Origin of the sequence: Kosakonia sp. ML.JS2a (genome assembly GCF_025642095.1) — a bacterium.
Lineage (GTDB): Bacteria > Pseudomonadota > Gammaproteobacteria > Enterobacterales > Enterobacteriaceae.
On the sequence record NZ_CP106754.1, the window covers coordinates 1443345 to 1465181 of the forward strand.

A 21837-nucleotide genomic window follows, 5' to 3' on the forward strand; every position below is an offset into this window, starting at 1 on the left:
TAATTTTATGCTTTTCTTTACATTTATTGACGTTTTGATTGCCCGGCTTGTGGAAAGCGAAGCTGTACCTGCGTTCCGCCGCCCGATGGCGAAACAATGTCCAGCGTGCCATTCAGTCGTTCTGCCCGCTCGTGCATGATGCTCAACCCATAATGCCCGTCCGGCTCTGCCGTGGTGCTCATACCTATGCCATTATCGCGAATATAGATGGAGTGCAACCCATCGGGATCGGTGACGCAAGTGACGTTAATGTCGCTGGCGCCGGAATGCTTGATGGCGTTGATAACCGCTTCGCGGATAATCTGCAGCACATTGATTTGCTGCTGGGCGTCCAGCGTCTGGGTCGGCAGGCGGCAATCCAGGCTTAACTTCGCTTGGGTCTGGCCCTGCAACAGATCCAGCGCTTCGCGCAACGCCGCCGTCAAATCACTCTGCTGTAGCGACAGACGGAAGGTGGTCAACAGCTCGCGCAACTGGCGGTATGCGTTATTCAGCCCACGAGAAAAGTCATCAATGATGGCGTGCGCCGGTACGTTTTCGTCCGGCACGGCACGCTTCAGTAATGTTAACTGGATGCGTAAATACGAGAGCATCTGCGCCAGCGAATCGTGTAGCTCGCGGGCAATCGTGGCGCGCTCCTCCATCAGTATCAGTTGCTGATACTGTTTTTGCGCCTGATTGATATACAGCCCACGCCCGAGAATGGTGGCGATATTGCGCATTAACGGTATGGATGCCTGCTGCTGCGTACTCTGCCAGCGCAGCTCACCCAGGACGTTATCCTGCATATTCACCGGCAAACTGCCCAGAGGACGTTGCGGATCCTGCTTTCCCTGTTGCAGACACCAGTTATCATCCGCCGTCAGTTCCAGATAACTGGCCGCCTCATGTTCATAGACAATACGCAGTACATGGCGCAGTGAGTGCACATCAAGCTGGCTGGTGTTAAGCGCCTGCGAACACTGGTACATCACCTCCAGGCGGCGATGAGCGTCATGCAGGTCGCGGGTTTTTTCCTCAACGGAGGCTTCCAGCGAGCGATACAGCTTTAACAGCTCGCCGGACATCCGGTCGAATGTCGAGGCCAGCTGGCCCAGTTCATTATCGAGTTGAATGTTGAGCAGCGGGTAAGAAAAGTGCCCTTGCTGGATTTGTTGACTGGCGGTCATCAACTGGCGGAGCGGTTTCACCACTTGCTGGCGGATGCGGTGCAGGGTGAAAAATACGAGGATGAAAATCCCTGCGGCTCCCAGCAGCGAAATGATCACCACCAGGATCATTTTGCGTTCGGCATAGTGCTGAAGCGCCAGCACAAACAGATCGATATTGCCGACGTAACCCTGAATATTCTGCTGATACCACTGTGCATCATGCTGCGCCAGACGCGCATCCATCTGTTGCCAGCTCTCGTGCAATTGCCCATAACGCTGTTGGACGTCCTGCGGAATATACCAGCGATGAAGATGTTGCAGCACCGGCGAGTTCAGCGTCTGCTGATAGCGCTGGCGGTGCTCGACCAGCTTGTCGGGATCGGTGCGCAGATCGTAGCCGAGGCGATAGCTTTGCATACGCAATGATCCGGCAATGTTAATGGCTTCCGCATCGCGCAGGCTGCTGGCAAGGGTAATCAATGCGATACCTGTTGAGAGTAACGACAACAGGACAATATAGAAAAAGGCTTTGGCGAGACTGGATGACACAGGTCTTTTTACTGACACAGTCGCTGTTCCCGATTCCTGATGTTACGTGCGGCAGACGGCAGCGCGAACGCCCATCGAATGAAATTAGTGTTCAGAAATCCTGAAATAAATTGATCTGCTACAAGTTCGTGACAAATAGATAACCTTTCTGGGCAATTGTACATTGCCAGCGTGAAATTGCCCCGGTAAATACAATGCTCATATAAAAAATAGGGTTTATTAAACCAGAAAAGAAGGGTGCCATGAATCGTTTTATTATGGCGAATAGCCAGCAATGTATAGGATGTCGTGCCTGTGAAGTGGCGTGCGTAATGGCTCACAATGAGGAGCAGCATGTCTTAAGTCCGGCGCATTTTCATCCGCGCATTACGGTGATTAAACATCAGCAGCAACGCAGCGCGGTGACCTGCCGCCACTGTGAAGCTGCACCCTGTGCCCGCAGTTGCCCGAACGGTGCGATCAGTCGTGTCGATGATGCCGTGCAGGTCAACCAGCAGAAGTGTATCGGCTGTAAGTCCTGCGTTGTTGCGTGCCCGTTCGGCACCATGCAGGTGCTGGTAACACCCATAGGCGAAGGGATGGTGAAAGCCACCGCACACAAATGCGATCTGTGCCGCGATCGGGCGGAAGGCCCGGCCTGTGCGCAAAACTGCCCGGCTGATGCATTGCAGCTGGTAAACGGCGATGCGTTGTCGGGGATGTCGAAAGCGCGTCGTCTGCGTGCGGCCAGCCATGAAGCACAGCCGTGGCACAGCGTTGCGGCGCTGACGCCAGCATTTGACGATCGCAAAGTGCGACAAATGCGTAAAACACCGCCGCGCGGCGAGCCGGACAAACTGCCGCTGGCGGCGCGTAAAACCGGTTTCGACGAAATCTATCTGCCGTTTCGTGCCGACCAGGCGCACCGCGAAGCGGAACGTTGCCTGACGTGCGGCGAACACAGCGTATGCGAATGGACCTGCCCGTTGCATAACCATATTCCGCAGTGGATTGAGCGGGTAAAAGCGGGCGATATCGCCGCGGCGGTCGAGCTTTCCCATCAGACCAACTGCCTGCCGGAAATCACCGGTCGCGTCTGCCCGCAGGATCGTCTGTGCGAAGGGGCCTGCACGGTGCGTGACGAATACGGCGCGGTCACCATTGGCAACATCGAACGCTATATTTCCGATCAGGCATTGGCGCAGGGCTGGCGACCGGATTTACAGCAGGTGCAGGCGGTGAACAAGCGCGTGGCGATCATCGGGGCCGGACCGGCGGGACTGGCCTGCGCCGATGTGCTGGCGCGTCATGGCGTGAGCGCGACGGTTTTTGATCGCCATCCGGAAATCGGTGGGTTGCTGACCTTCGGTATTCCCTCCTTTAAGCTGGATAAATCACTGCTGGCGCGTCGCCGGGAGATCTTCAGCGCCATGGGCATCCGCTTTGAACTGAACTGCGAAATTGGCAAAGACATCTCCCTCGATACGCTGCTGGGTGAGTATGACGCCGTGTTTGTGGGCGTAGGAACCTACCGTTCAATGAAAGCCGGTTTGCCGAATGAAGATGCGCCGGGGGTTTACGATGCGCTGCCCTTCCTGATTGCTAACACCAAACACGTAATGGGGCTGCCGGACAGCGCCGAAGAGCCGTTTATCAACACTGAAGGGTTGAATGTGGTGGTGTTGGGCGGCGGCGATACGGCGATGGATTGCGTGCGTACCTCGCTGCGTCATGGCGCCAGCAAAGTCACTTGCGCCTATCGCCGCGACGAAGCCAATATGCCGGGCTCGAAGAAAGAGGTGAAAAACGCCCGCGATGAAGGGGCTGAGTTTGAATTCAACGTGCAGCCGGTGGACCTGGAACTGGATAGCGAAGGTAAGGTGTGCGGCATCCGTTTACTGCGTACGCAACTCGGTGAACCGGACGCCAAAGGCCGTCGCCGCCCGGTGCCGATTGCCGGCAGTGAGTTTGTGATGCCTGCTGATGCGGTGATCATGGCGTTTGGTTTTAACCCGCACGCCATGCCGTGGCTGGAGCATCAGGGCGTTCGTGTGGACGACTGGGGGCGGATTTCCGCCGGTGTTGACAGCGTTTATCGTTATCAGACCAGTAACCCGAAAATCTTCGCCGGTGGCGATGCGGTGCGCGGTGCCGATCTGGTGGTGACAGCGATGGCGGAAGGTCGCCACGCGGCGCAGGGCATGATGGACTGGCTGGGAGTAAAAGCACCGGGTAAACATTAACGCTCTTCGCGACAAAACAGGCTCCACGGCGTAGTATGACGCCAGATTGTTAGCGCTTTGGAGCCTGTATGTCGCTGAAAATTGAAGTTATCAAAGATAAACTCCTCTCTGAAAATTACTTTATCCTGCGCAATATCACCTACGATCTGACCCGCCAGAACGGTGAAGTCGTGCGTCATAAGCGCGAAGTCTACGATCGGGGCAATGGCGCCACGATCCTGCTGTATAACCGCGAAAAACAGAGCGTGGTGCTGATTCGTCAGTTCCGTATTGCCACATGGGTGAACGGCAATGAAGATGGGCGCTTAATTGAGTCCTGCGCGGGTTTACTGGATGACGATGAACCGGAAGTCTGCATTCGCAAAGAGGCCATCGAAGAGACCGGTTACCAGGTCGGCGAGGTGCGTAAGGTCTTCGAACTCTATATGTCGCCAGGCGGCGTAACGGAAATTGTGCACTTTTTTATTGCGGAATACAGTGATGCGCAACGCGCCAATAACGGCGGTGGCGTGGAAGATGAAGACATTGAAGTGCTGGAGCTGCCTTTCCATCAGGCGTTATCCATGATGGCAAACGGTGAGATACGCGACGGCAAGGCGGTGATTTTACTGCAATACTTACAATTATCAGGGATAATGAACTGAATTTTAAGGTTTTTTGTTCCATCTTTCGGATGAAGCTATCCGACAAATCCGATTGAGCCAGCGCCCCCGGAAACCGAAGATACGCACGTCGCGCTTCTCTTCATCCGGGGTTTGTACCATTCATGCGTTATCGCAGCTTATTCACGTTGCTCTGCGGTCTGTTTACCGCACCATTACTGCAGGCTGCGCCCGCACAGCAGACGTTCTCCGACTGGCAGGTCACCTGCAATAACCAAAACTTTTGTGTTGCCCGTAACACCGGAATGCATGGCGGCCTGGTGATGACGCTCGGGCGCAGCGCCGGGGCGCGCACCGATGCCACATTGCGTATCGATCTTGGCGGTAAAGACGCGCCGCCGGTAAAAGAGCCGCCGATTGCCGATCGCTTGTTACTGGATGAACAGCCCCTGAAACTGACGGCGACACACTGGCAGCTCTCACCCTGGCATTTGATGACCGATAACGCCGTTGGTATTACTGACTTCCTGAAAACGATTCAGGAAGGGCAGACCATCACGCTTGCGGGCAGTAAAGGCAAGATTTCACTGTTGGGTCTTAAAGCCGCGCTGCTGTTTATCGACACACAGCAAAAGCGTGTGGGTAGCGAAACCGCCTGGATCAAAAAAGGCGATGAGCCGCCGTTGAGTGTACCGCCCGCGCCTGCGCTAAAAGAGGTGGCGCTGGTGACGGCGATGCCCGTACCGCTCACCCACCAGGAGCTGAACGATCTGCTGGATTATGCCAACTGGCGTATGAACAACACCCAGTGTTCGCTGGATCCCATGCGCCGCGAGGTGCGTGTCACCGCGCTGACGGACGATAAAGCCTTGCTGATGATTGATTGTGAAGCGGGCGCGTACAACACCGTTGAGCTGGCATGGCTGGTTTCGCGAGAAAAGCCCTTTGCCTCGCGCCCTGTGCGTTTGCATCTGCCATTCACGCCGGATAACGGTAATGACGAAATGGAGCTGATGAACGCCGTGTTTGATGAGAAAACCCGTGAACTGACCACCTTGTCAAAAGGGCGCGGCCTGGTGGACTGCGGCGTAGCGAGCCGCTGGCGTTTTGATGGGCAGCGTTTTCGCCTGGTGCGTTACGCTCAGGAACCCACCTGCGATAACTGGCACGGCCCCGATGCCTGGCCGACGCTGTGGGTGACGCGATAAGCGTAAGTTATTTATAATCCTCCCGAATATTTTATCCGGGAAAGAGAGAATGAAGCACATATACGCCCAATGGATTGCCGCCTGTCTGCTGTTCATCGCCGCCCTGCCTGCGCAGGCAGAGCTTAGTACTGCCGACCGGCAGGAGATCACCCGGCAGGTTGAACGGTGGAATCACTATCTTAATGGCGAACAGAATGCCACCGGCAGCGATCTCTACGCCGCGCAAGTGCAGTGGTTTGGTCAACCGCTTGCCAGCGACGCGGTACTGAACAAACAGCACGATTTTCAAACCCGTACGCCGCAATTTTCCCAGCGCATTATCAGTACCCTCGATATCGCCGAAGATGAGGTGGGGCAGGTGTGGGTGGAGTTTGTCAAACAGGCGGGCACTGATGGCAAACAGGTCAAAAACTATCCCGCACAGTTGATGTTCAAAAAAGAGGCGGGCGGCTGGCGCATTAGCGGTGAAACGGATTTACTCACCCGGCTGAATCAAAAAGACACCGCCGTGGAAGGCCGCGTCGCCAAGGGCAAGTTTGACGGCGTCAATAAAGATATCGTCTGGCTTAGCGCCCGCGATCCGCAAAATGGCGGCAGCTGCGATATGGATGGCGACTGCCAGTGTTCTGTCTGGAGCAGCAACCCGGCCATTCAACCGGCCATTCTGCCGCAGTGTATTGGCGGCGGGGTGCAGGTGCTTTCGCAACTGGATGACAGCGGGCGCGACAGGGTGGTTATCTTCCCGGAGTGGTGGACCAGCGCCTGGCGGGTGGTGTATGTCTACGACATTCAGCAAGGGCAGTGGATTAAAGCCATTCCGTCGTTTCCGATGAACACCAATATGCAGGAAGAGGATGATGCCGCTACGCTGGTGAAGCGCGACCCGCAGCACAGCGGCAATGTGCTGGTGAAAAAAGCGCTCTGGGATGAGAAGCAGGAAGATATCATCACCCCGCAAAACAGCGAGGCATTGCAGGTGCTGAAATAGCGATGACGCGCCAGCGAACAGTCAACGCTGGCGCGCCTTTGCGCTTATTTTTTCACAACCGATTTGGCTTTCGCCACCACGTTTTCCACGGTAAAGCCGAAGTACGGGAACAGCTTATCCGCCGGGGCGGACTCTCCGTAACCGGTCATGCCGACAATCGCGCCTTTCAGGCCAACATATTTGTACCAGTAATCGGCGATCCCTGCTTCTACTGCCACGCGTGCGCTGACGTTTGATGGCAATACCGATTCGCGCCAGGCTTCATCCTGCGCATCGAAAATATCGGTTGAAGGCAGGGACACCACCTGCACCTGATGGCCTTCCGCGCTGAGCTGTTCGGCCGCTTTCATGGTGATCTCCACCTCGGACCCGGTGGCGATCAGGATAAGATCCGGTGTGCCCTGGCACGCTTTCAGGATATAACCGCCACGGCTGATCGCCTCCACCTGCTCCGGCGTTCTCTCCATTTGCGCCAGGTTCTGGCGTGACAGGATCAACGCAGTCGGGCCGCTATGCCGTTCTATTGCCAGCTTCCAGCCGACGGCGGCTTCGACCTGGTCGCAGGGACGCCAAGTGCTGAAGTTGGGCGTCAGGCGCAGGCTGGCCAGTTGCTCCACCGCCTGGTGAGTCGGGCCATCTTCCCCAAGCCCGATGGAGTCATGGGTATAGACCATAATTTGCCGCGCTTTCATCAGCGCTGCCATACGCGCTGCGTTACGGGCATATTCCACAAACATCAGGAATGTGGCGGTGTAGGGTACAAAACCACCGTGATGGGCAATGCCGTTAGCAATCGCCGTCATACCAAACTCACGCACGCCGTAATGGATATAGTTACCGGCGGGATCCTCTTTCAGCGAGGTGGAACCCGACCAGATGGTAAGGTTACTGGGCGCGAGATCCGCTGAACCGCCGAGCAGTTCCGGCAACAACGGGCCATAGGTGTTGAGGGCATTTTGCGAGGCTTTACGGGTGGCGATTTTCGCCGGATTGGCCTGCAGCTCGTTAATCCACTGCCGGGTGGTTTTTTCCCACGTTTCCGGCAGTTCGCCGCGCATCCGGCGCGTAAACTCAGCGGCCAGTTCCGGGTAGGCTTTCGCCCAGGCCTCGCGTTTTTCATTCCAGACCTGCTGGGTTTTCGCACCTCGCTCGCGTGCATCCCACGCCTGATAAATCTCTTTCGGGATCTCAAACGCTGGGTAGTGCCAGCCCAGTTTCTGCCGGGTCAGCGCTACTTCCTCTTCCCCGAGCGCCGCACCGTGCGACTCCTCTTTCCCGGCTTTATTCGGTGAACCAAAGCCGATAACCGTACGGCAGATAATCAGCGACGGTTTATCTTTCACGCTTTGCGCTTCCAGAATGGCTTTTTTCACCGCTTCCGCTGAATGACCGTCGATATCGCCAATCACATGCCAGTTATAGGCTTCAAAGCGTTTGGCGGTGTCGTCGGTAAACCAGCCTTCGGTTTCGCCATCAATGGAGATGCCATTGTGATCGTAAAAACCGATCAGTTTCCCGAGGCCCAAAGTGCCCGCCAGCGAGCTGACTTCATGGGAGATCCCTTCCATCAGGCAGCCATCGCCCATAAACACATAGGTGTAGTGGTCGACAATGTCGTAGCCGGGGCGGTTAAACTGCGCCGCCAGCGTGCGTTCGGCAATTGCCAGCCCGACCGCATTCGCCAGCCCCTGACCCAGTGGGCCAGTGGTGGTTTCCACCCCAGGTGTATAGCCGATTTCCGGGTGTCCCGGCGTTTTAGAGTGCAACTGGCGGAAGTTTTTCAACTCATCAAGCGATAAATCGTAACCACTCAGATGCAGCAGGCTATACAGCAGCATCGAGGCGTGGCCGTTGGAGAGAATAAAACGGTCGCGATCGTACCAGGTGGGATCCGCCGGGTTATGGTGCAGAAAGTCGTTCCACAGCACTTCAGCGATATCCGCCATCCCCATTGGCGCACCAGGGTGGCCGGAATTGGCTTTTTGCACTGCATCCATACTCAGGGCGCGAATGGCGTTAGCTAGCTCTCTACGGGACATAGTTCACTCCGTGGCAAAGGGTTAAAGTTTGGCGGCGATCAGATCTTCCAGTTTGCGTTGGTCCACGGCGAACTGGCGGATGCCATCCGCCAGTTTTTCCACTGCCATCGGATCCTGGTTGTGCTCCCAGCGGAACTCCGCTTCCGTAAGCGGTTCCGGGCGATGGAAGGTTTGCCGCGACGGCACCAGCTTGCGTTCAACCGTGCCTTCCTGCGCCTGCAACTCTTTCAGCAGCCCCGGGGAGATGGTCAGGCGGTCGCAGCCTGCCAGCGCAAGGATCTGCTCGGTGCGGCGGAAACTGGCGCCCATCACAATGGTGGTATAGCGATGTTGTTTGAAGTAGTCGTAGATGTTGCGCACCGACTTCACGCCGGGATCTTCATCCACCACATACGGGTCAAGCGGTTTGCGGTCGTTATACCAGTCATAAATACGCCCCACGAAGGGGGAAATAAGAAACACGCCCGCTTCTGCGCAGGCGCGCGCCTGAGCAAACGAAAACAGCAGCGTCAGGTTGCAGTGGATACCCTCTTTTTCCAGCTCTTCTGCCGCGCGGATCCCTTCCCACGTGGATGCCAGTTTGATCAGGATGCGTGACTTATCGATACCCTGATCGTGATAGAGCTCCACCAGGCGGCGCGCTTTGGCGATGCTTTTTTCTTTATCGTAGGAGAGACGGGCATCGACTTCCGTGGATACGCGTCCCGGTATGCTTTTCAGAATTTCCGCACCGAAATTAACCGCCAGTTTGTCGCTGGCTTCCGCCACTTGCTGCTCCTGGGTTTTACCGCGCGCTTTACCGTAGGCAATGGCGTCGTCAATCAGGTGGGAGAAGTGTGCCAGCCCGGCTGCCTTCAGGAGCAGGGAGGGGTTGGTGGTGGCGTCTTCCGGCTGGTAGTGGCGAATGGATTCGATGTCGCCGCTGTCTGCCACCACGGTGGTGAATTGTTTCAGGCCGTCTAAGTGATTCATGAAAATAACTCCTTTAAAAGCAATGTATTACTGGAGTGCTTTCGCTCGCACTTTTGTGAGGATGAGAGGTGCATAACAAAAAAGCATAGCAGACAGGCACCTGACCTGCCGTTAGTGACCGGTAACAAAAATGTGATGAATTGATAGCAACTTTGTTTATGGAATGACGAGATTTTGGCTATGTTCAAAGTTTGCCGCTGCTTCAGGGGCCATACTAGGCGGCGCATCGGGATCGTAATCACGCTTTATCACACTGAAAGCAACGTGAAAGGAACCTCAAATGGATGACCAGTTAAAACAAAGTGCCCTCGATTTCCACGAATTTCCTCGTCCGGGGAAAATTCAGGTTTCCCCGACCAAGCCTCTGGCCACCCAGCGCGATCTGGCGCTGGCGTATTCGCCGGGTGTTGCGGCGCCGTGCCTTGAGATCGAAAAAGATCCGCTGGCAGCCTACAAATACACCGCGCGCGGTAACCTGGTGGCAGTGGTGTCCAACGGTACCGCTGTGCTGGGGCTTGGCAACATTGGCGCGCTGGCCGGTAAACCGGTGATGGAAGGAAAAGGGGTGCTGTTCAAGAAATTCGCCGGTATCGACGTGTTTGATATCGAAGTCGACGAGCAGGATCCGGACAAACTTATCGATGTGGTCGCCGCGCTGGAACCGACGTTCGGCGGCATTAACCTGGAAGATATTAAAGCGCCGGAGTGCTTCTATATTGAAGCCAAATTACGCGAGCGCATGAACATCCCCGTGTTTCATGACGATCAGCACGGTACGGCGATTATCAGCACTGCCGCCATTCTGAATGGCCTGCGCGTGGTCGAGAAAAACCTCTCTGATGTCCGTATGGTCGTTTCTGGCGCGGGAGCGGCTGCGATTGCTTGTATGAACCTGCTGGTGGCGCTCGGTATGCAGAAGCACAACATTGTGGTCTGCGACTCGAAAGGGGTGATTTATAAAGGGCGTGAGCCGAATATGGTGGAAACCAAAGCCGCCTACGCGGTGGAGGATGACGGCAAACGCACGCTGGCGGATGTAGTGGCCGGTGCGGACATTTTCCTTGGCTGTTCCGGGCCGAAAGTGCTGACGCCGGAAATGGTGAAAGAGATGGCGCGCCAACCCCTGATCCTCGCACTGGCTAACCCGGAGCCGGAAATTCTGCCGGACCTGGCGAAAGCGGTGCGTCCGGACGCCATTATCTGCACCGGGCGTTCTGACTATCCCAACCAGGTGAATAACGTGCTGTGCTTCCCGTTTATCTTCCGCGGCGCGCTGGATGTGGGCGCGACGGCGATTAACGAGGAGATGAAACTGGCCGCAGTCAAGGCTATCGCGGAGCTGGCCCATGCCGAGCAAAGCGAAGTGGTGGCGTCTGCCTATGGCGATCAGGATCTGAGCTTTGGCCCGGATTACCTGATCCCGAAACCGTTCGATCCGCGCCTGATTGTGAAAATCGCGCCGGCAGTGGCGAAAGCTGCGATGGCGTCCGGCGTGGCAACAAGACCGATTGCTGATTTCGATGCCTATGTCGATAAACTCACCGAGTTTGTCTACAAAACCAATCTGTTCATGAAACCGATCTTCTCCCAGGCCCGCAATGCGCCTAAACGTGTGGTGCTGGCGGAAGGGGAAGAGCCGCGCGTACTGCATGCCACTCAGGAACTGGTGACGCTGGGGCTGGCAAAACCGATCCTTGTCGGGCGACCGGGGGTGATCGAGATGCGGATCCAGAAGCTGGGTTTGCAAATCCGCCCGGGTGTTGATTTTGAAATTGTGAACAACGAATCCGATCCGCGTTTTAAAGAGTACTGGATGGAGTACTTCGCGATCATGAAACGCCGGGGGATCACCCAGGAGCAGGCGCAACGTGCGGTGATTAGCAATACCACCGTGATTGGCGCCATCATGGTCCATCGTGGGGAAGCGGATGCGCTGATTTGCGGCACCATTGGTGATTACCTCGAGCACTTTAGCGTCGTGCAGGAGATCTTCGGCTATCGCGATAGCGTGCATACTGCGGGTGCGATGAACGCGTTGCTGCTGCCAAGCGGCAACACCTTTATTACGGATACCTACGTCAATGAAGATCCGAGCGCGGAACAACTGGCGGAGATCACCTTGTTGGCGGCAGAAACAGTGCGCCGATTCGGGATTGAACCGCGCGTGGCGCTGCTGTCTCACTCGCAGTTTGGTTCCTCCAATGCCCCGGCGGCGGTGAAAATGCGCGACACGCTCACTCTGGTGCGTGAACGTGCGCCGGAGCTGATGATCGACGGGGAAATGCACGGCGATGCCGCGCTGGATGAGGCTATCCGCCATGAACGTATGCCGGACAGCCCGCTGAAAGGGGCGGCGAATATCCTGATTATGCCGAACGTTGAGGCGGCGCGTATCAGCTATAACCTGTTGCGCGTCTCCAGTTCGGAAGGGGTCACCGTCGGGCCGGTGTTGATGGGGGTGGCGAAACCGGTGCATGTGCTGACGCCCATTGCTTCCGTACGCCGTATCGTCAATATGGTCGCGCTGGCGGTGGTCGAAGCACAAACGCAGCCGCTGTGATGCGTTACGCCATCAGGTCAACCGTGCCTGATGGCGGTTTGGTCTTATCAGTGCGGTAAAATTAAACCCACTCTCTGACTTTAATAAACTCACTGAGGGCGGCCTCCGGGCTGCCTTCTGCGGGGTGATAGTTGTATTCCCAGCGCACCAGCGGCGGCATTGACATCAGGATCGACTCGGTGCGCCCGCCGGTTTGCAAACCGAACAACGTTCCGCGATCCCACACCAGATTAAACTCCACATAGCGCCCGCGGCGATAGAGCTGGAAATCCCGCTCGCGATCGCCATAAGGGATGGCTTTGCGACGTTCAACAATCGGCAAATAGGCGTCGGTGTAGCCGTTGCCAACAGCCTGCATAAACGCGAAGCAGCGATCAAAATCCGGCGTGTTCAGATCGTCAAAAAAGAGCCCGCCAATACCGCGCTGTTCATTGCGGTGTTTGAGGTGGAAATAGTCGTCACACCATTTTTTGTAACGCGGGTAGACCTCGTCGCCAAACGGCAGGCAGAGATCCCGCGCGGTGCGATGCCAGTGCTGCGCATCTTCCTCAAAACCGTAATAGGGGGTGAGATCGAAACCGCCGCCAAACCACCATACCGGTTCCGCGCCGGGTTTCTCGGCAATAAAAAAGCGCACATTGGCATGGCTGGTGGGAACGTACGGGTTACGCGGGTGCACGACCAGCGAGACGCCCATCGCTTCGAAACTGCGCCCGGCCAGTTCAGGGCGGTGTGCGGTGGCGGAAGCGGGCATGGCATCGCCGTGCACATGGGAGAAGTTAACCCCGGCTTGTTCAAATACGCCGCCGTCGCGCAATACGCGGCTGCGCCCGCCGCCCCCTTCCGCGCGCTGCCAGGCGTCTTCGACAAACGCTGCGCCATCCATCGCCGAGAGCTGGCGGCAGATCTCATCCTGCAAGCTGAGCAGGGCGGTTTTTACCGGGTGTACGTCGGGTGTGGTCATCAGCGTTTCTTCGTATGGGTTTTATGGTTATCAAACCAGTTAAAGTAACTGAGTACCCCGTCGGCGATCGCGTTGGCGATCTTCTGACGAAACGCGGCGGTACCCAGCAGTTTCTCTTCCGCCGGGTTGGTGATAAACGACGTTTCCACCAGCACGGAGGGGATCGACGGTGATTTTAGCACCACAAATGCCGCCTGCTCTGTATTGCGGCTGTGCAAGCGGTGCACGGGTTTAATCTGTTTAAGAATGTGCGAACCCAGCGTCAGGCTGTTTTTAATGGTGTCGGTCTGCACCAAATCGAACAGCACCTGTTGCAGCAGATGATCTTTATCCGTCGCTTTTTTCCCGGCGACTTCATCCGCGGCGTTCTCTTTGTCCGACAGGTATTTCGCCATCGCGCTACTGGCGCCGCGATTAGAGAGAGCAAAAACGGATGCGCCCGCCGCGCTGGGGTTGGTAAAGCCGTCGGCGTGGATCGACATAAACAGATCCGCGCCATGCTGGTGGGCGATCTCGACACGATCGTACAACGGGATAAAGGTATCGCCGGTGCGCGTCAGTCTTGCGTCAATGCCCTGGGCGCGAAGCTGGGCGCGGACATTTTTGGCGATCGCCAGCACAACATGTTTCTCTTTTGAGCCATTATGACCAATGGCGCCGGTATCAATCCCACCGTGACCTGGGTCAAGCATCACAATGCGCCTGGCGCCTGCTTTCTTTGCTTTTGGCTTGCTGTGGCCGGTGGTGGTTTTTAGCGGCGTCTCGTCCTTTGCGATGGCGCGGGACATGCCCGACAATGTCAGGGCGGCCAGACCTGCTTTCAGCAGTTGGCGACGCGAGGTGAGTGTTTTTAAAGGTTTAAAAGTGCTCATACAGCCTGAGTTGTATTATCCGTGGTCCCTGGTGTTATATCGTATCGTGTTTACCGTTACGACAGTCCGTAAGAACTATTGTTTTACTTTTCATTTCAATACGTGACAGAGTGACATTATGCCATTTTTCAACAGCGAACTCGCTGGATATTGGCTACGGCGGCGCTTAGGGCCATAATCGCTATTTTCACAGTTGAAAAAGATGGGGAATACCATGGAGATACGCGTTTTTCGCCAGGAAGATTTCGAAGAAGTGATCACCTTGTGGGAGCGCTGTGGTCTGCTGCGGCCCTGGAACGATCCGGAAATGGATATTGAGCGCAAAGTGAATCACGACGTCAGCCTGTTTCTGGTGGCTGAAGTGGGCGGCGAAGTCGTCGGGACGGTAATGGGCGGCTATGACGGTCATCGCGGTTCTGCGTATTATCTGGGCGTGCATCCTGAGTTTCGCGGGCGTGGGATTGCCAACGCGCTGCTCAACCGGCTGGAGAAAAAATTGATTGCCCGTGGCTGCCCGAAAATTAACCTGATGGTGCGTGAAGAGAACGAGATGGTGATCGGCATGTATGAACGGTTGGGCTATGAACATATGGACTCTGTGAGCCTGGGCAAGCGTTTGATTGAAGATGAAGAGTACTGAGATCAATCCCGCCGATTACGACAGTCACGGTCGTCTTAAGCTGCCTTTTCTGTTCTGGTTTGTGCTGTTATTACAGGCCCGCACCTGGGTGCTGTTTCTCATGGCCGGCGCGTCACGCGGGCAGGGAGATGCACTGCTGGCATTGTTCTACCCCGACCACGATGATTTTTGGCTGGGATTGCTCCCCGGCGCGCCTGCGGCGTTGGCCTTTGTCCTGAGCGGTCGCCGCGAACAGTTTCCCCGTCTCTGGCGCACGATCTATCCCTTATTATTGCTGGCGCAACTGGCGTTGTTGTTATGGCAACCCTGGCGCTGGTTAACCGGCGAGGCGTTATCCGGCCCGGCGATAGCGCTGGTGATTGCCGACGTTGTCTCGCTGTTATGGTTGGTGACAAACCGTCGCCTGCGCGCCTGTTTTTATGCCGATCCACATTGAACGGCACTTTTTGCCCTTCCCGGACTCCAACAGGCGTTAAATGAACAAGAAAGGAATGTGTATGAAATCCCTGCGTATGGTTGTTTGCGTCCTGCCGCTGGCGTTGGCGGGCTGTTCGACCCTCTCCTCCGTAAACTGGTCAGCGGCGTATCCGTGGAACTGGTTTGGTTCCTCCGTTGACATTAGCGATAACGGTGTGGGTAAGATCACGGCAGCAACACCGCTGACTGAACAGGCGATCAGCGATGCATTAAGCGGCGATTACCGTCTGCGCAGCGGTATGAAAACGGAGAATGGCGCGGTCGTGCGTTATTTCGAAGCGCTGAAAGATAACCAGCTGGCGCTGGTGGTCAACGGTGAAAATGGCGCAGTCAGTCGTATTGACGTGCTGGACCACGATATTGCCAGCGACAAAGGGGTGAAAATCGGGACGCCTTTCACTGAGCTGTATGACAAAGCCTTCGGCAACTGCGTGAAAGCAACCGGCGATGACAGCAATGGCGTGGAGTGTAAAGCGCCGGGTAGCCAGCATATTAGCTATGTGTTCACCGGTGGGTGGAGCGGCCCGGAAGGGTTGATGCCAGCGGATGACGTCCTGAAAAACTGGAAAGTCAGCAAGCTTATCTGGCGCCGTTAATTTGATCGAATCGCGCCGATCAGCGCTAAAAAACAGGTACAATGCTGCTATCAATGCCACGGATGCGTGGCATTATTTTTTCAGGAGGAGTGATGTCTCAGGTTCAGAGTGGCATTTTGCCAGAGCATTGCCGTGCGGCAATATGGATTGAAGCCAGCGTGAAAGGGGACATAGATGCCCTGCGCGCGGGCAGTAAAGCGTTCGCCGATAAGCTGGCGACATTTCAGACGACATTCCCGGACGCCAACCTCGGTGCGGTGGTTGCCTTCGGCAACACGGTGTGGCGCGCGCTGAGTGGCGGGGAAGGGGCAGCAGAGCTGAAAGACTATCCCTCGTACGGTAAAGGTCTCGCACCGGCAACGCAGCACGATGTGTTGATCCATATTCTTTCCCTGCGTCATGACGTGAACTTCTCGGTGGCACAGGCTGCGCTGGACGCGTTTGGCGATGCGCTGGAAGTGAAAGAAGAGACGCACGGTTTCCGCTGGGTGGAAGATCGCGACTTGAGCGGTTTTGTCGACGGCACGGAAAACCCGTCAGGGGCGGAGAAACGCCGTGACGTGGCGATTATTCAGGATGGCGTCGACGCTGGCGGCAGCTATGTGATGGTGCAACGCTGGGAGCATAATCTTAAGCAGCTCAACCGCATGAGCGTAGGCGATCAGGAAATGATGATCGGCCGCACCAAAGAAGCCAATGAGGAGATCGACGGCGATGCGCGTCCGGTGACCTCTCATTTGACCCGTGTCGATCTGAAAGAAGACGGTAAAGGGTTGAAAATTGTCCGTCAGAGCCTGCCTTACGGTACGGCCAGCGGCACGCACGGTCTTTATTTTTGCAGCTACTGCGCCCGTCTTTATAACATCGAACAGCAACTGCTGAGCATGTTCGGCGATGCCGATGGCAAACGCGATGCGATGCTGCGCTTTACCCGCCCGGTAACCGGGGGGTATTACTTCGCACCGTCTCTCGACAGATTGCTGGCGCTGTAAGCGCAACACGTGCGATAGCAAGGCCGGGCAGGGATATTTGCGCCCGGCATACTCCCTTCTGCTTATACTCTTTTCTGATTCCAAATCACCAATTGGTATATAAAACCGTTACTGCTTTCACACTCGTTATAAATAAACTGAAGGCCGGAGAGTCATCAGCTTATAAGGGTGCGCAATGGTCGTTAACTTACTCAAAAAAGGATATCTGACGCTGACAGCGTTGACGCTGTTTGCTGCACAGGCGCAGGCGACGGAATTGCTTAACAGCTCATACGACGTGTCGCGTGAGCTTTTTGCGGCCCTTAATACGCCGTTTGAACAGCAATGGGCGAAAGAGAATGCCGGCGATAAGCTGACGATCAAACAGTCGCACGCCGGGTCGTCCAAACAGGCGCTGGCTATTTTGCAAGGCCTGAAAGCCGATGTCGTGACCTACAATCAGGTCACCGATGTGCAAATCCTACATGACAAAGGCAATCTGATCCCGGCGAACTGGCAGAGCCGTTTGCCGAATAACAGCTCACCGTTCTACTCCACCATGGCGTTCCTGGTGCGTAAAGGTAACCCGAAGAATATCCACGACTGGAACGATCTGGTGCGTGATGATGTGAAACTGATTTTCCCGAATCCGAAAACTTCCGGTAATGCGCGTTATACCTATCTGGCGGCCTGGGGGGCAGCAGATCAGGCTGACGGCGGCGATAACGCCAAAACGCAGCAGTTTATGACCCGTTTTTTGAAAAACGTCGAAGTGTTTGATACCGGCGGTCGCGGCGCGACCACCACCTTTGTTGAGCGCGGTCTGGGTGATGTGCTTATCTCATTTGAGTCGGAAGTGAATAACATCAGCAAACAGTACGCGGCGCAGGGTTTTGAAGTGGTGGTGCCGAAAGTGAATATCCTCGCCGAATTCCCGGTGGCCTGGGTGGACAAAAACGTGCAGGCCAACGGCACCGAAAAAGCGGCGAAAGCCTATCTGAACTGGCTCTACAGCCCGCAGGCGCAAACCATCATCACGGACTACTACTACCGCGTGAACAACCCGGAAGTGATGGCAAAACTGAGTGATAAATTCCCGCAGACGGCGCTGTTCCGCGTCGAAGACAAGTTCGGCAACTGGCCGGAAGTCATGAAAACCCATTTTGCCAGCGGCGGCGAGCTGGATAAGTTACTGGCGGCGGGGCGTAAGTGATGTTCGCAGGATCGGCTAAGCGTGTGTTGCCGGGCTTTGGTTTGAGCCTTGGCAGCAGCCTGTTTTTTGTTTGTCTGGTATTGCTGTTGCCGTTGAGCGCGCTGGTCATGCAACTGGCGCAAATGAGCTGGGCGCAATACTGGCAGGTGGTCACTAACCCGCAAGTCGTGGCGGCGTACAAAGTGACGTTGCTGGCGGCGTTTGTCGCCTCGGCGTTTAACGGTGTGTTTGGACTGCTGATGGCATGGATCCTTACCCGCTACCGTTTTCCAGGGCGCACGCTGCTGGATGCGCTCATCGACCTGCCTTTTGCATTGCCGACCGCGGTAGCCGGCCTGACGCTGGCGTCGCTGTTTTCGGTAAACGGTTTTTACGGCGAATGGCTGGCGACATTTGATATCAAAGTGACCTACACCTGGCTGGGTATTGCGGTGGCAATGGCGTTCACCAGCATTCCGTTTGTGGTGCGCACCATCCAGCCGGTGCTGGAAGAGCTTGGTCCGGAGTATGAAGAAGCGGCGGAAACCCTCGGCGCAACGCCCTGGCAGAGCTTTCGCAAAGTGGTGTTGCCGGAGCTGTCTCCGGCGCTGATGGCCGGTGTGGCGCTCTCTTTTACCCGTAGCCTGGGCGAGTTCGGCGCGGTGATTTTTATCGCCGGGAATATCGCCTGGAAGACGGAAGTGACCTCGCTGATGATTTTTGTCCGTTTGCAGGAGTTTGATTACCCGGCTGCCAGCGCGATTGCTTCCGTGATCCTCGCGGCTTCACTGCTGTTGCTGTTTTCCATCAATACCTTGCAAAGTCGCTTTGGCCAGCGTGTGGTAGGTCACTAATGGCGGAAATAACCGAATTGAAACGCTATGACAAACCTCAGGTGAACTGGGGGAAATGGTTGTTGATTGGCGCGGGCGTTCTGCTTTCGGCGTTCATTCTCGTCGTGCCGATGCTGTACATCTTCGTGAGGGCGTTCAGTCAAGGTCTGGTTCCGGTGTTGGAAAACCTGGCCAACGCTGACATGCTGCACGCGATCTGGCTGACCGTGCTGATTGCCTTAATCACCGTGCCGGTGAATCTGGTGTTCGGCACGCTGCTGGCCTGGCTGGTTACCCGTTTTAACTTCCCTGGCCGTCAGTTGCTGCTGACGTTGCTGGATATTCCCTTTGCGGTTTCGCCGGTGGTGGCGGGGCTGATGTATCTGCTGTTTTATGGCTCCAACGGCCCGCTTGGTGGCTGGCTGGATGCGCATAATCTGCAAATTATGTTCGCCTGGCCGGGCATGGTGCTGGTCTCCGTGTTTGTCACCTGTCCGTTTGTGGTGCGTGAACTGGTGCCGGTGATGCTCAGTCAGGGCAGCCAGGAAGATGAGGCAGCGATTCTGCTGGGCGCGTCTGGCTGGCAGATGTTTAAGCGCGTGACGCTGCCAAATATTCGCTGGGCGCTGCTGTACGGTGTGGTGCTGACCAACGCCCGTGCGATTGGCGAGTTTGGCGCGGTGTCGGTGGTATCGGGCTCCATTCGTGGGGAAACGCTGTCGCTGCCGCTGCAAATTGAATTACTGGAGCAGGATTACAACACGGTGGGCTCTTTTACCGCCGCCGCCCTGCTGACACTGATGGCTATTTTGACGTTGTTTTTGAAGAGTGCGTTGCAGTGGCGTTTGAACAACCAGGAAAAACGCCAGCAACAGGAGGGAAATCATGAGCATTGAGATTGCCAATATTAAGAAATCTTTTGGTCGCACCCAGGTGCTGAATGATATCTCTCTGGATATCCCTTCCGGGCAAATGGTTGCGCTGCTGGGGCCATCCGGTTCCGGTAAGACCACTCTGCTGCGCATTATCGCCGGGCTGGAGCACCAGACCAGTGGCCGCATTCGCTTCCACGGGACAGACGTGAGTCGTCTGCACGCCCGCGAGCGTCGCGTCGGGTTTGTGTTTCAGCACTATGCGCTGTTCCGCCATATGACGGTGTTCGACAATATCGCGTTTGGCCTGACGGTGTTGCCTAAACGCGAGCGTCCAAATACAGCGGCGATCAAAGCCAAAGTGACGCAACTGCTGGAAATGGTGCAACTGGCGCATCTGGCGGATCGTTACCCGGCGCAGCTCTCCGGTGGGCAAAAACAGCGCGTCGCGCTGGCCCGCGCACTGGCGGTGGAGCCGCAAATTCTGCTGCTGGATGAACCCTTCGGCGCGCTTGATGCCCAGGTGCGTAAAGAGTTGCGCCGCTGGCTGCGTCAGTTGCATGAAGAGCTGAAATTCACCAGCGTGTTTGTTACCCATGACCAGGAAGAGGCGACAGAAGTGGCCGATCGCGTAGTGGTGATGAGCCAGGGGAACATTGAGCAGGCGGATGCGCCGGATCAGGTATGGCGTGAACCGGCGACCCGCTTTGTACTGGAATTTATGGGGGAAGTGAACCGCCTGCGAGGAACCGTTCGCGGTGGGCAGTTCCATGTCGGCGCGCATCGCTGGCCGTTGGGTTATACGCCCGCTTATCAGGGGGATGTCGACCTGTTCCTGCGCCCGTGGGAAGTGGACGTCAGCCGTCGAACCAGTCTGGATTCCCCGTTGCCGGTACAGGTGCTGGAAGCCAGCCCGAAAGGTCACTATACGCAACTGGTTGTGCAGCCATTAGGCTGGAATCCGGAGCCGCTGACCGTGGTAATGCGTGATGAGCAGCCGCCGCACCGGGGTGAACGCCTGTTCGTGGGGTTACAACATGCCCGCCTGTATAACGGTAATGAACGGATTGAAGCCCCGCAGGCGCTTGCTCTGGCGGAGTCCGCCTGATAGGTTAAACAGACGTGGTTTCTGCCGGATGGCGCTATGCTTATCCGGCCTACAAACCCGGTATGCATAATGCGACCGGGTTTTTTATTGGACAGCGCTCGTGAACACATTAGAACATACCATCGGCAACACGCCGCTGGTCAAACTGCAACGTCTGACGGCGGACAACGGCAGTGAAATCTGGGTCAAACTCGAAGGTAATAACCCCGCAGGTTCGGTCAAAGATCGCGCCGCATTGTCGATGATTGTGCAGGCGGAAAAGCGCGGGGAAATTAAGCCCGGCGATGTGCTGATTGAAGCGACCAGCGGAAATACCGGGATTGCGCTGGCGATGATTGCGGCGTTAAAGGGTTACCGCATGAAATTGCTGATGCCGGACAATATGAGCCAGGAGCGCCGTGCCGCAATGCGCGCTTACGGTGCTGAGCTGATTCTGGTCAGCAAAGAGCAGGGGATGGAAGGCGCACGCGACCTGGCCCTTGAAATGACAGCGCGCGGTGAAGGCACGTTGCTCGATCAGTTCAATAATCCTGATAACCCGTACGCACATTACACCACGACCGGCCCGGAAATCTGGCAGCAGACGGCCGGGCGTCTTACCCATTTTGTCTCCAGTATGGGCACCACCGGCACCATCACCGGCGTTTCGCGCTTTTTACGTGAACAACAGAAAAAGGTCACCATTGTTGGTCTGCAACCGGAGGAGGGCAGCAGTATTCCCGGTATTCGCCGCTGGCCTGCTGAGTATATGCCGGGCATTTTCAACGCCGAACTGGTCGATGAGGTGCTGGATATCCACCAGCGCGAGGCGGAAAATACCATGCGGGCGCTGGCCGTGCAGGAGGGGATCTTCTGCGGTGTCAGTTCCGGCGGTGCGGTAGCCGGGGCATTACGCGTTGCAAAAGCAAACCCTGGCGCGATCGTGGTGGCCATTATTTGCGATCGCGGCGATCGCTATCTGTCCACCGGCGTGTTTGGTGAAGAGAGTTATTCGCAGGGTGCGGGGATTTAACCCCTTAAG

Annotated in this window: 19 protein-coding genes; 14 read left to right on the top strand and 5 right to left on the bottom strand. The window is 56.2% G+C overall.

Annotation, left to right across the window (positions count from 1 at the left end; genetic code table 11):
* Nucleotides 1–23: 23 nt before the first annotated feature.
* A complete protein-coding gene (narQ, locus tag N7922_RS07025) occupies nucleotides 24–1718 on the bottom strand; it encodes a nitrate/nitrite two-component system sensor histidine kinase NarQ (RefSeq protein WP_263099856.1) in 1695 nt (564 codons plus the stop codon).
* A 224-nt stretch (nucleotides 1719–1942) separates the two neighbouring features.
* On the opposite strand from narQ, the gene aegA reads away from it, so the two are divergent.
* The 4 genes from aegA to N7922_RS07045 all read left to right on the top strand — a co-directional run bounded on the left by aegA (nucleotide 1943) and on the right by N7922_RS07045 (nucleotide 6720).
* Nucleotides 1943–3922: a formate-dependent uric acid utilization protein AegA gene (aegA, locus tag N7922_RS07030; protein ID WP_263099857.1), complete on the top strand. Its 1980-nt coding sequence runs from the start codon at nucleotides 1943–1945 to the stop codon at nucleotides 3920–3922.
* A 68-nt stretch (nucleotides 3923–3990) separates the two neighbouring features.
* Nucleotides 3991–4566, top strand: a complete 576-nt coding sequence (nudK, locus tag N7922_RS07035; RefSeq protein ID WP_263099858.1) for a GDP-mannose pyrophosphatase NudK — start codon at nucleotides 3991–3993, stop codon at nucleotides 4564–4566.
* A gap of 122 nt (nucleotides 4567–4688) precedes the next feature.
* Nucleotides 4689–5732 carry a DUF1176 domain-containing protein gene (locus tag N7922_RS07040; RefSeq protein WP_263099859.1) on the top strand — a complete coding sequence of 348 codons (1044 nt, stop codon included), beginning with the start codon at nucleotides 4689–4691 and terminating at the stop codon, nucleotides 5730–5732.
* 49 nt (nucleotides 5733–5781) lie between these two features.
* Nucleotides 5782–6720: a hypothetical protein gene (locus N7922_RS07045; RefSeq protein WP_263099860.1), complete on the top strand. Its 939-nt coding sequence runs from the start codon at nucleotides 5782–5784 to the stop codon at nucleotides 6718–6720.
* 44 nt (nucleotides 6721–6764) lie between these two features.
* Here the strand turns inward: N7922_RS07045 and tkt are convergent, their stop codons facing one another.
* Nucleotides 6765–8759 carry a transketolase gene (gene tkt / locus N7922_RS07050; RefSeq protein ID WP_263099861.1) on the bottom strand — a complete coding sequence of 665 codons (1995 nt, stop codon included), beginning with the start codon at nucleotides 8757–8759 and terminating at the stop codon, nucleotides 6765–6767.
* 21 nt (nucleotides 8760–8780) lie between these two features.
* Complete coding sequence (tal, locus tag N7922_RS07055; RefSeq protein WP_263099862.1) at nucleotides 8781–9731, bottom strand: transaldolase; 951 nt, start codon at nucleotides 9729–9731, stop codon at nucleotides 8781–8783.
* Between the two features lie 280 nt (nucleotides 9732–10011).
* On the opposite strand from tal, the gene maeB reads away from it, so the two are divergent.
* The gene (gene maeB, locus N7922_RS07060; RefSeq protein ID WP_263099863.1) at nucleotides 10012–12291 is read left to right on the top strand and encodes an NADP-dependent oxaloacetate-decarboxylating malate dehydrogenase; all 2280 of its coding nucleotides are present in this window, start codon (nucleotides 10012–10014) and stop codon (nucleotides 12289–12291) included.
* Nucleotides 12292–12352: 61 nt separating this feature from the next.
* On the opposite strand, the gene hemF is transcribed toward maeB, so the two are convergent.
* Nucleotides 12353–13255 carry an oxygen-dependent coproporphyrinogen oxidase gene (hemF, locus tag N7922_RS07065; RefSeq protein ID WP_263099864.1) on the bottom strand — a complete coding sequence of 301 codons (903 nt, stop codon included), beginning with the start codon at nucleotides 13253–13255 and terminating at the stop codon, nucleotides 12353–12355.
* A complete protein-coding gene (gene amiA, locus N7922_RS07070; protein ID WP_061493782.1) occupies nucleotides 13255–14127 on the bottom strand; it encodes an N-acetylmuramoyl-L-alanine amidase AmiA in 873 nt (290 codons plus the stop codon). The genes hemF and amiA overlap by 1 nt, the downstream gene beginning before the upstream one ends.
* 214 nt (nucleotides 14128–14341) lie before the next feature.
* Here amiA and N7922_RS07075 point away from each other — a divergent pair, with 214 nt between their 5' ends.
* From N7922_RS07075 to cysM, 9 genes are all read left to right on the top strand, one after another.
* Nucleotides 14342–14767 carry a GNAT family acetyltransferase gene (locus N7922_RS07075; protein WP_061493783.1) on the top strand — a complete coding sequence of 142 codons (426 nt, stop codon included), beginning with the start codon at nucleotides 14342–14344 and terminating at the stop codon, nucleotides 14765–14767.
* Complete coding sequence (locus tag N7922_RS07080) at nucleotides 14754–15203, top strand: DUF2919 domain-containing protein (protein ID WP_263099865.1); 450 nt, start codon at nucleotides 14754–14756, stop codon at nucleotides 15201–15203. Before N7922_RS07075 ends, N7922_RS07080 begins: the two co-directional genes overlap by 14 nt.
* Nucleotides 15204–15264: 61 nt before the next feature.
* Nucleotides 15265–15840 carry an RpoE-regulated lipoprotein gene (locus N7922_RS07085; RefSeq protein WP_263099866.1) on the top strand — a complete coding sequence of 192 codons (576 nt, stop codon included), beginning with the start codon at nucleotides 15265–15267 and terminating at the stop codon, nucleotides 15838–15840.
* A gap of 92 nt (nucleotides 15841–15932) precedes the next feature.
* Complete coding sequence (locus N7922_RS07090; protein ID WP_263099867.1) at nucleotides 15933–16832, top strand: Dyp-type peroxidase; 900 nt, start codon at nucleotides 15933–15935, stop codon at nucleotides 16830–16832.
* Nucleotides 16833–17007: 175 nt separating this feature from the next.
* Nucleotides 17008–18024 carry a sulfate ABC transporter substrate-binding protein gene (locus tag N7922_RS07095; RefSeq protein ID WP_263099868.1) on the top strand — a complete coding sequence of 339 codons (1017 nt, stop codon included), beginning with the start codon at nucleotides 17008–17010 and terminating at the stop codon, nucleotides 18022–18024.
* Nucleotides 18024–18857 (top strand): sulfate/thiosulfate ABC transporter permease CysT, encoded by an 834-nt coding sequence (gene cysT / locus N7922_RS07100; RefSeq protein ID WP_263099869.1) that lies wholly within the window; start codon nucleotides 18024–18026, stop codon nucleotides 18855–18857. The genes N7922_RS07095 and cysT overlap by 1 nt, the downstream gene beginning before the upstream one ends.
* On the top strand, nucleotides 18857–19732 hold the full coding sequence (gene cysW / locus N7922_RS07105; protein WP_263099870.1) for a sulfate/thiosulfate ABC transporter permease CysW: 876 nt from the start codon (nucleotides 18857–18859) through the stop codon (nucleotides 19730–19732). Before cysT ends, cysW begins: the two co-directional genes overlap by 1 nt.
* Nucleotides 19722–20816 (top strand): sulfate/thiosulfate ABC transporter ATP-binding protein CysA, encoded by a 1095-nt coding sequence (gene cysA, locus N7922_RS07110; protein ID WP_263099871.1) that lies wholly within the window; start codon nucleotides 19722–19724, stop codon nucleotides 20814–20816. The genes cysW and cysA overlap by 11 nt, the downstream gene beginning before the upstream one ends.
* 100 nt (nucleotides 20817–20916) lie before the next feature.
* Complete coding sequence (gene cysM, locus N7922_RS07115) at nucleotides 20917–21828, top strand: cysteine synthase CysM (RefSeq protein WP_263099872.1); 912 nt, start codon at nucleotides 20917–20919, stop codon at nucleotides 21826–21828.
* Nucleotides 21829–21837 lie beyond the last annotated feature (9 nt).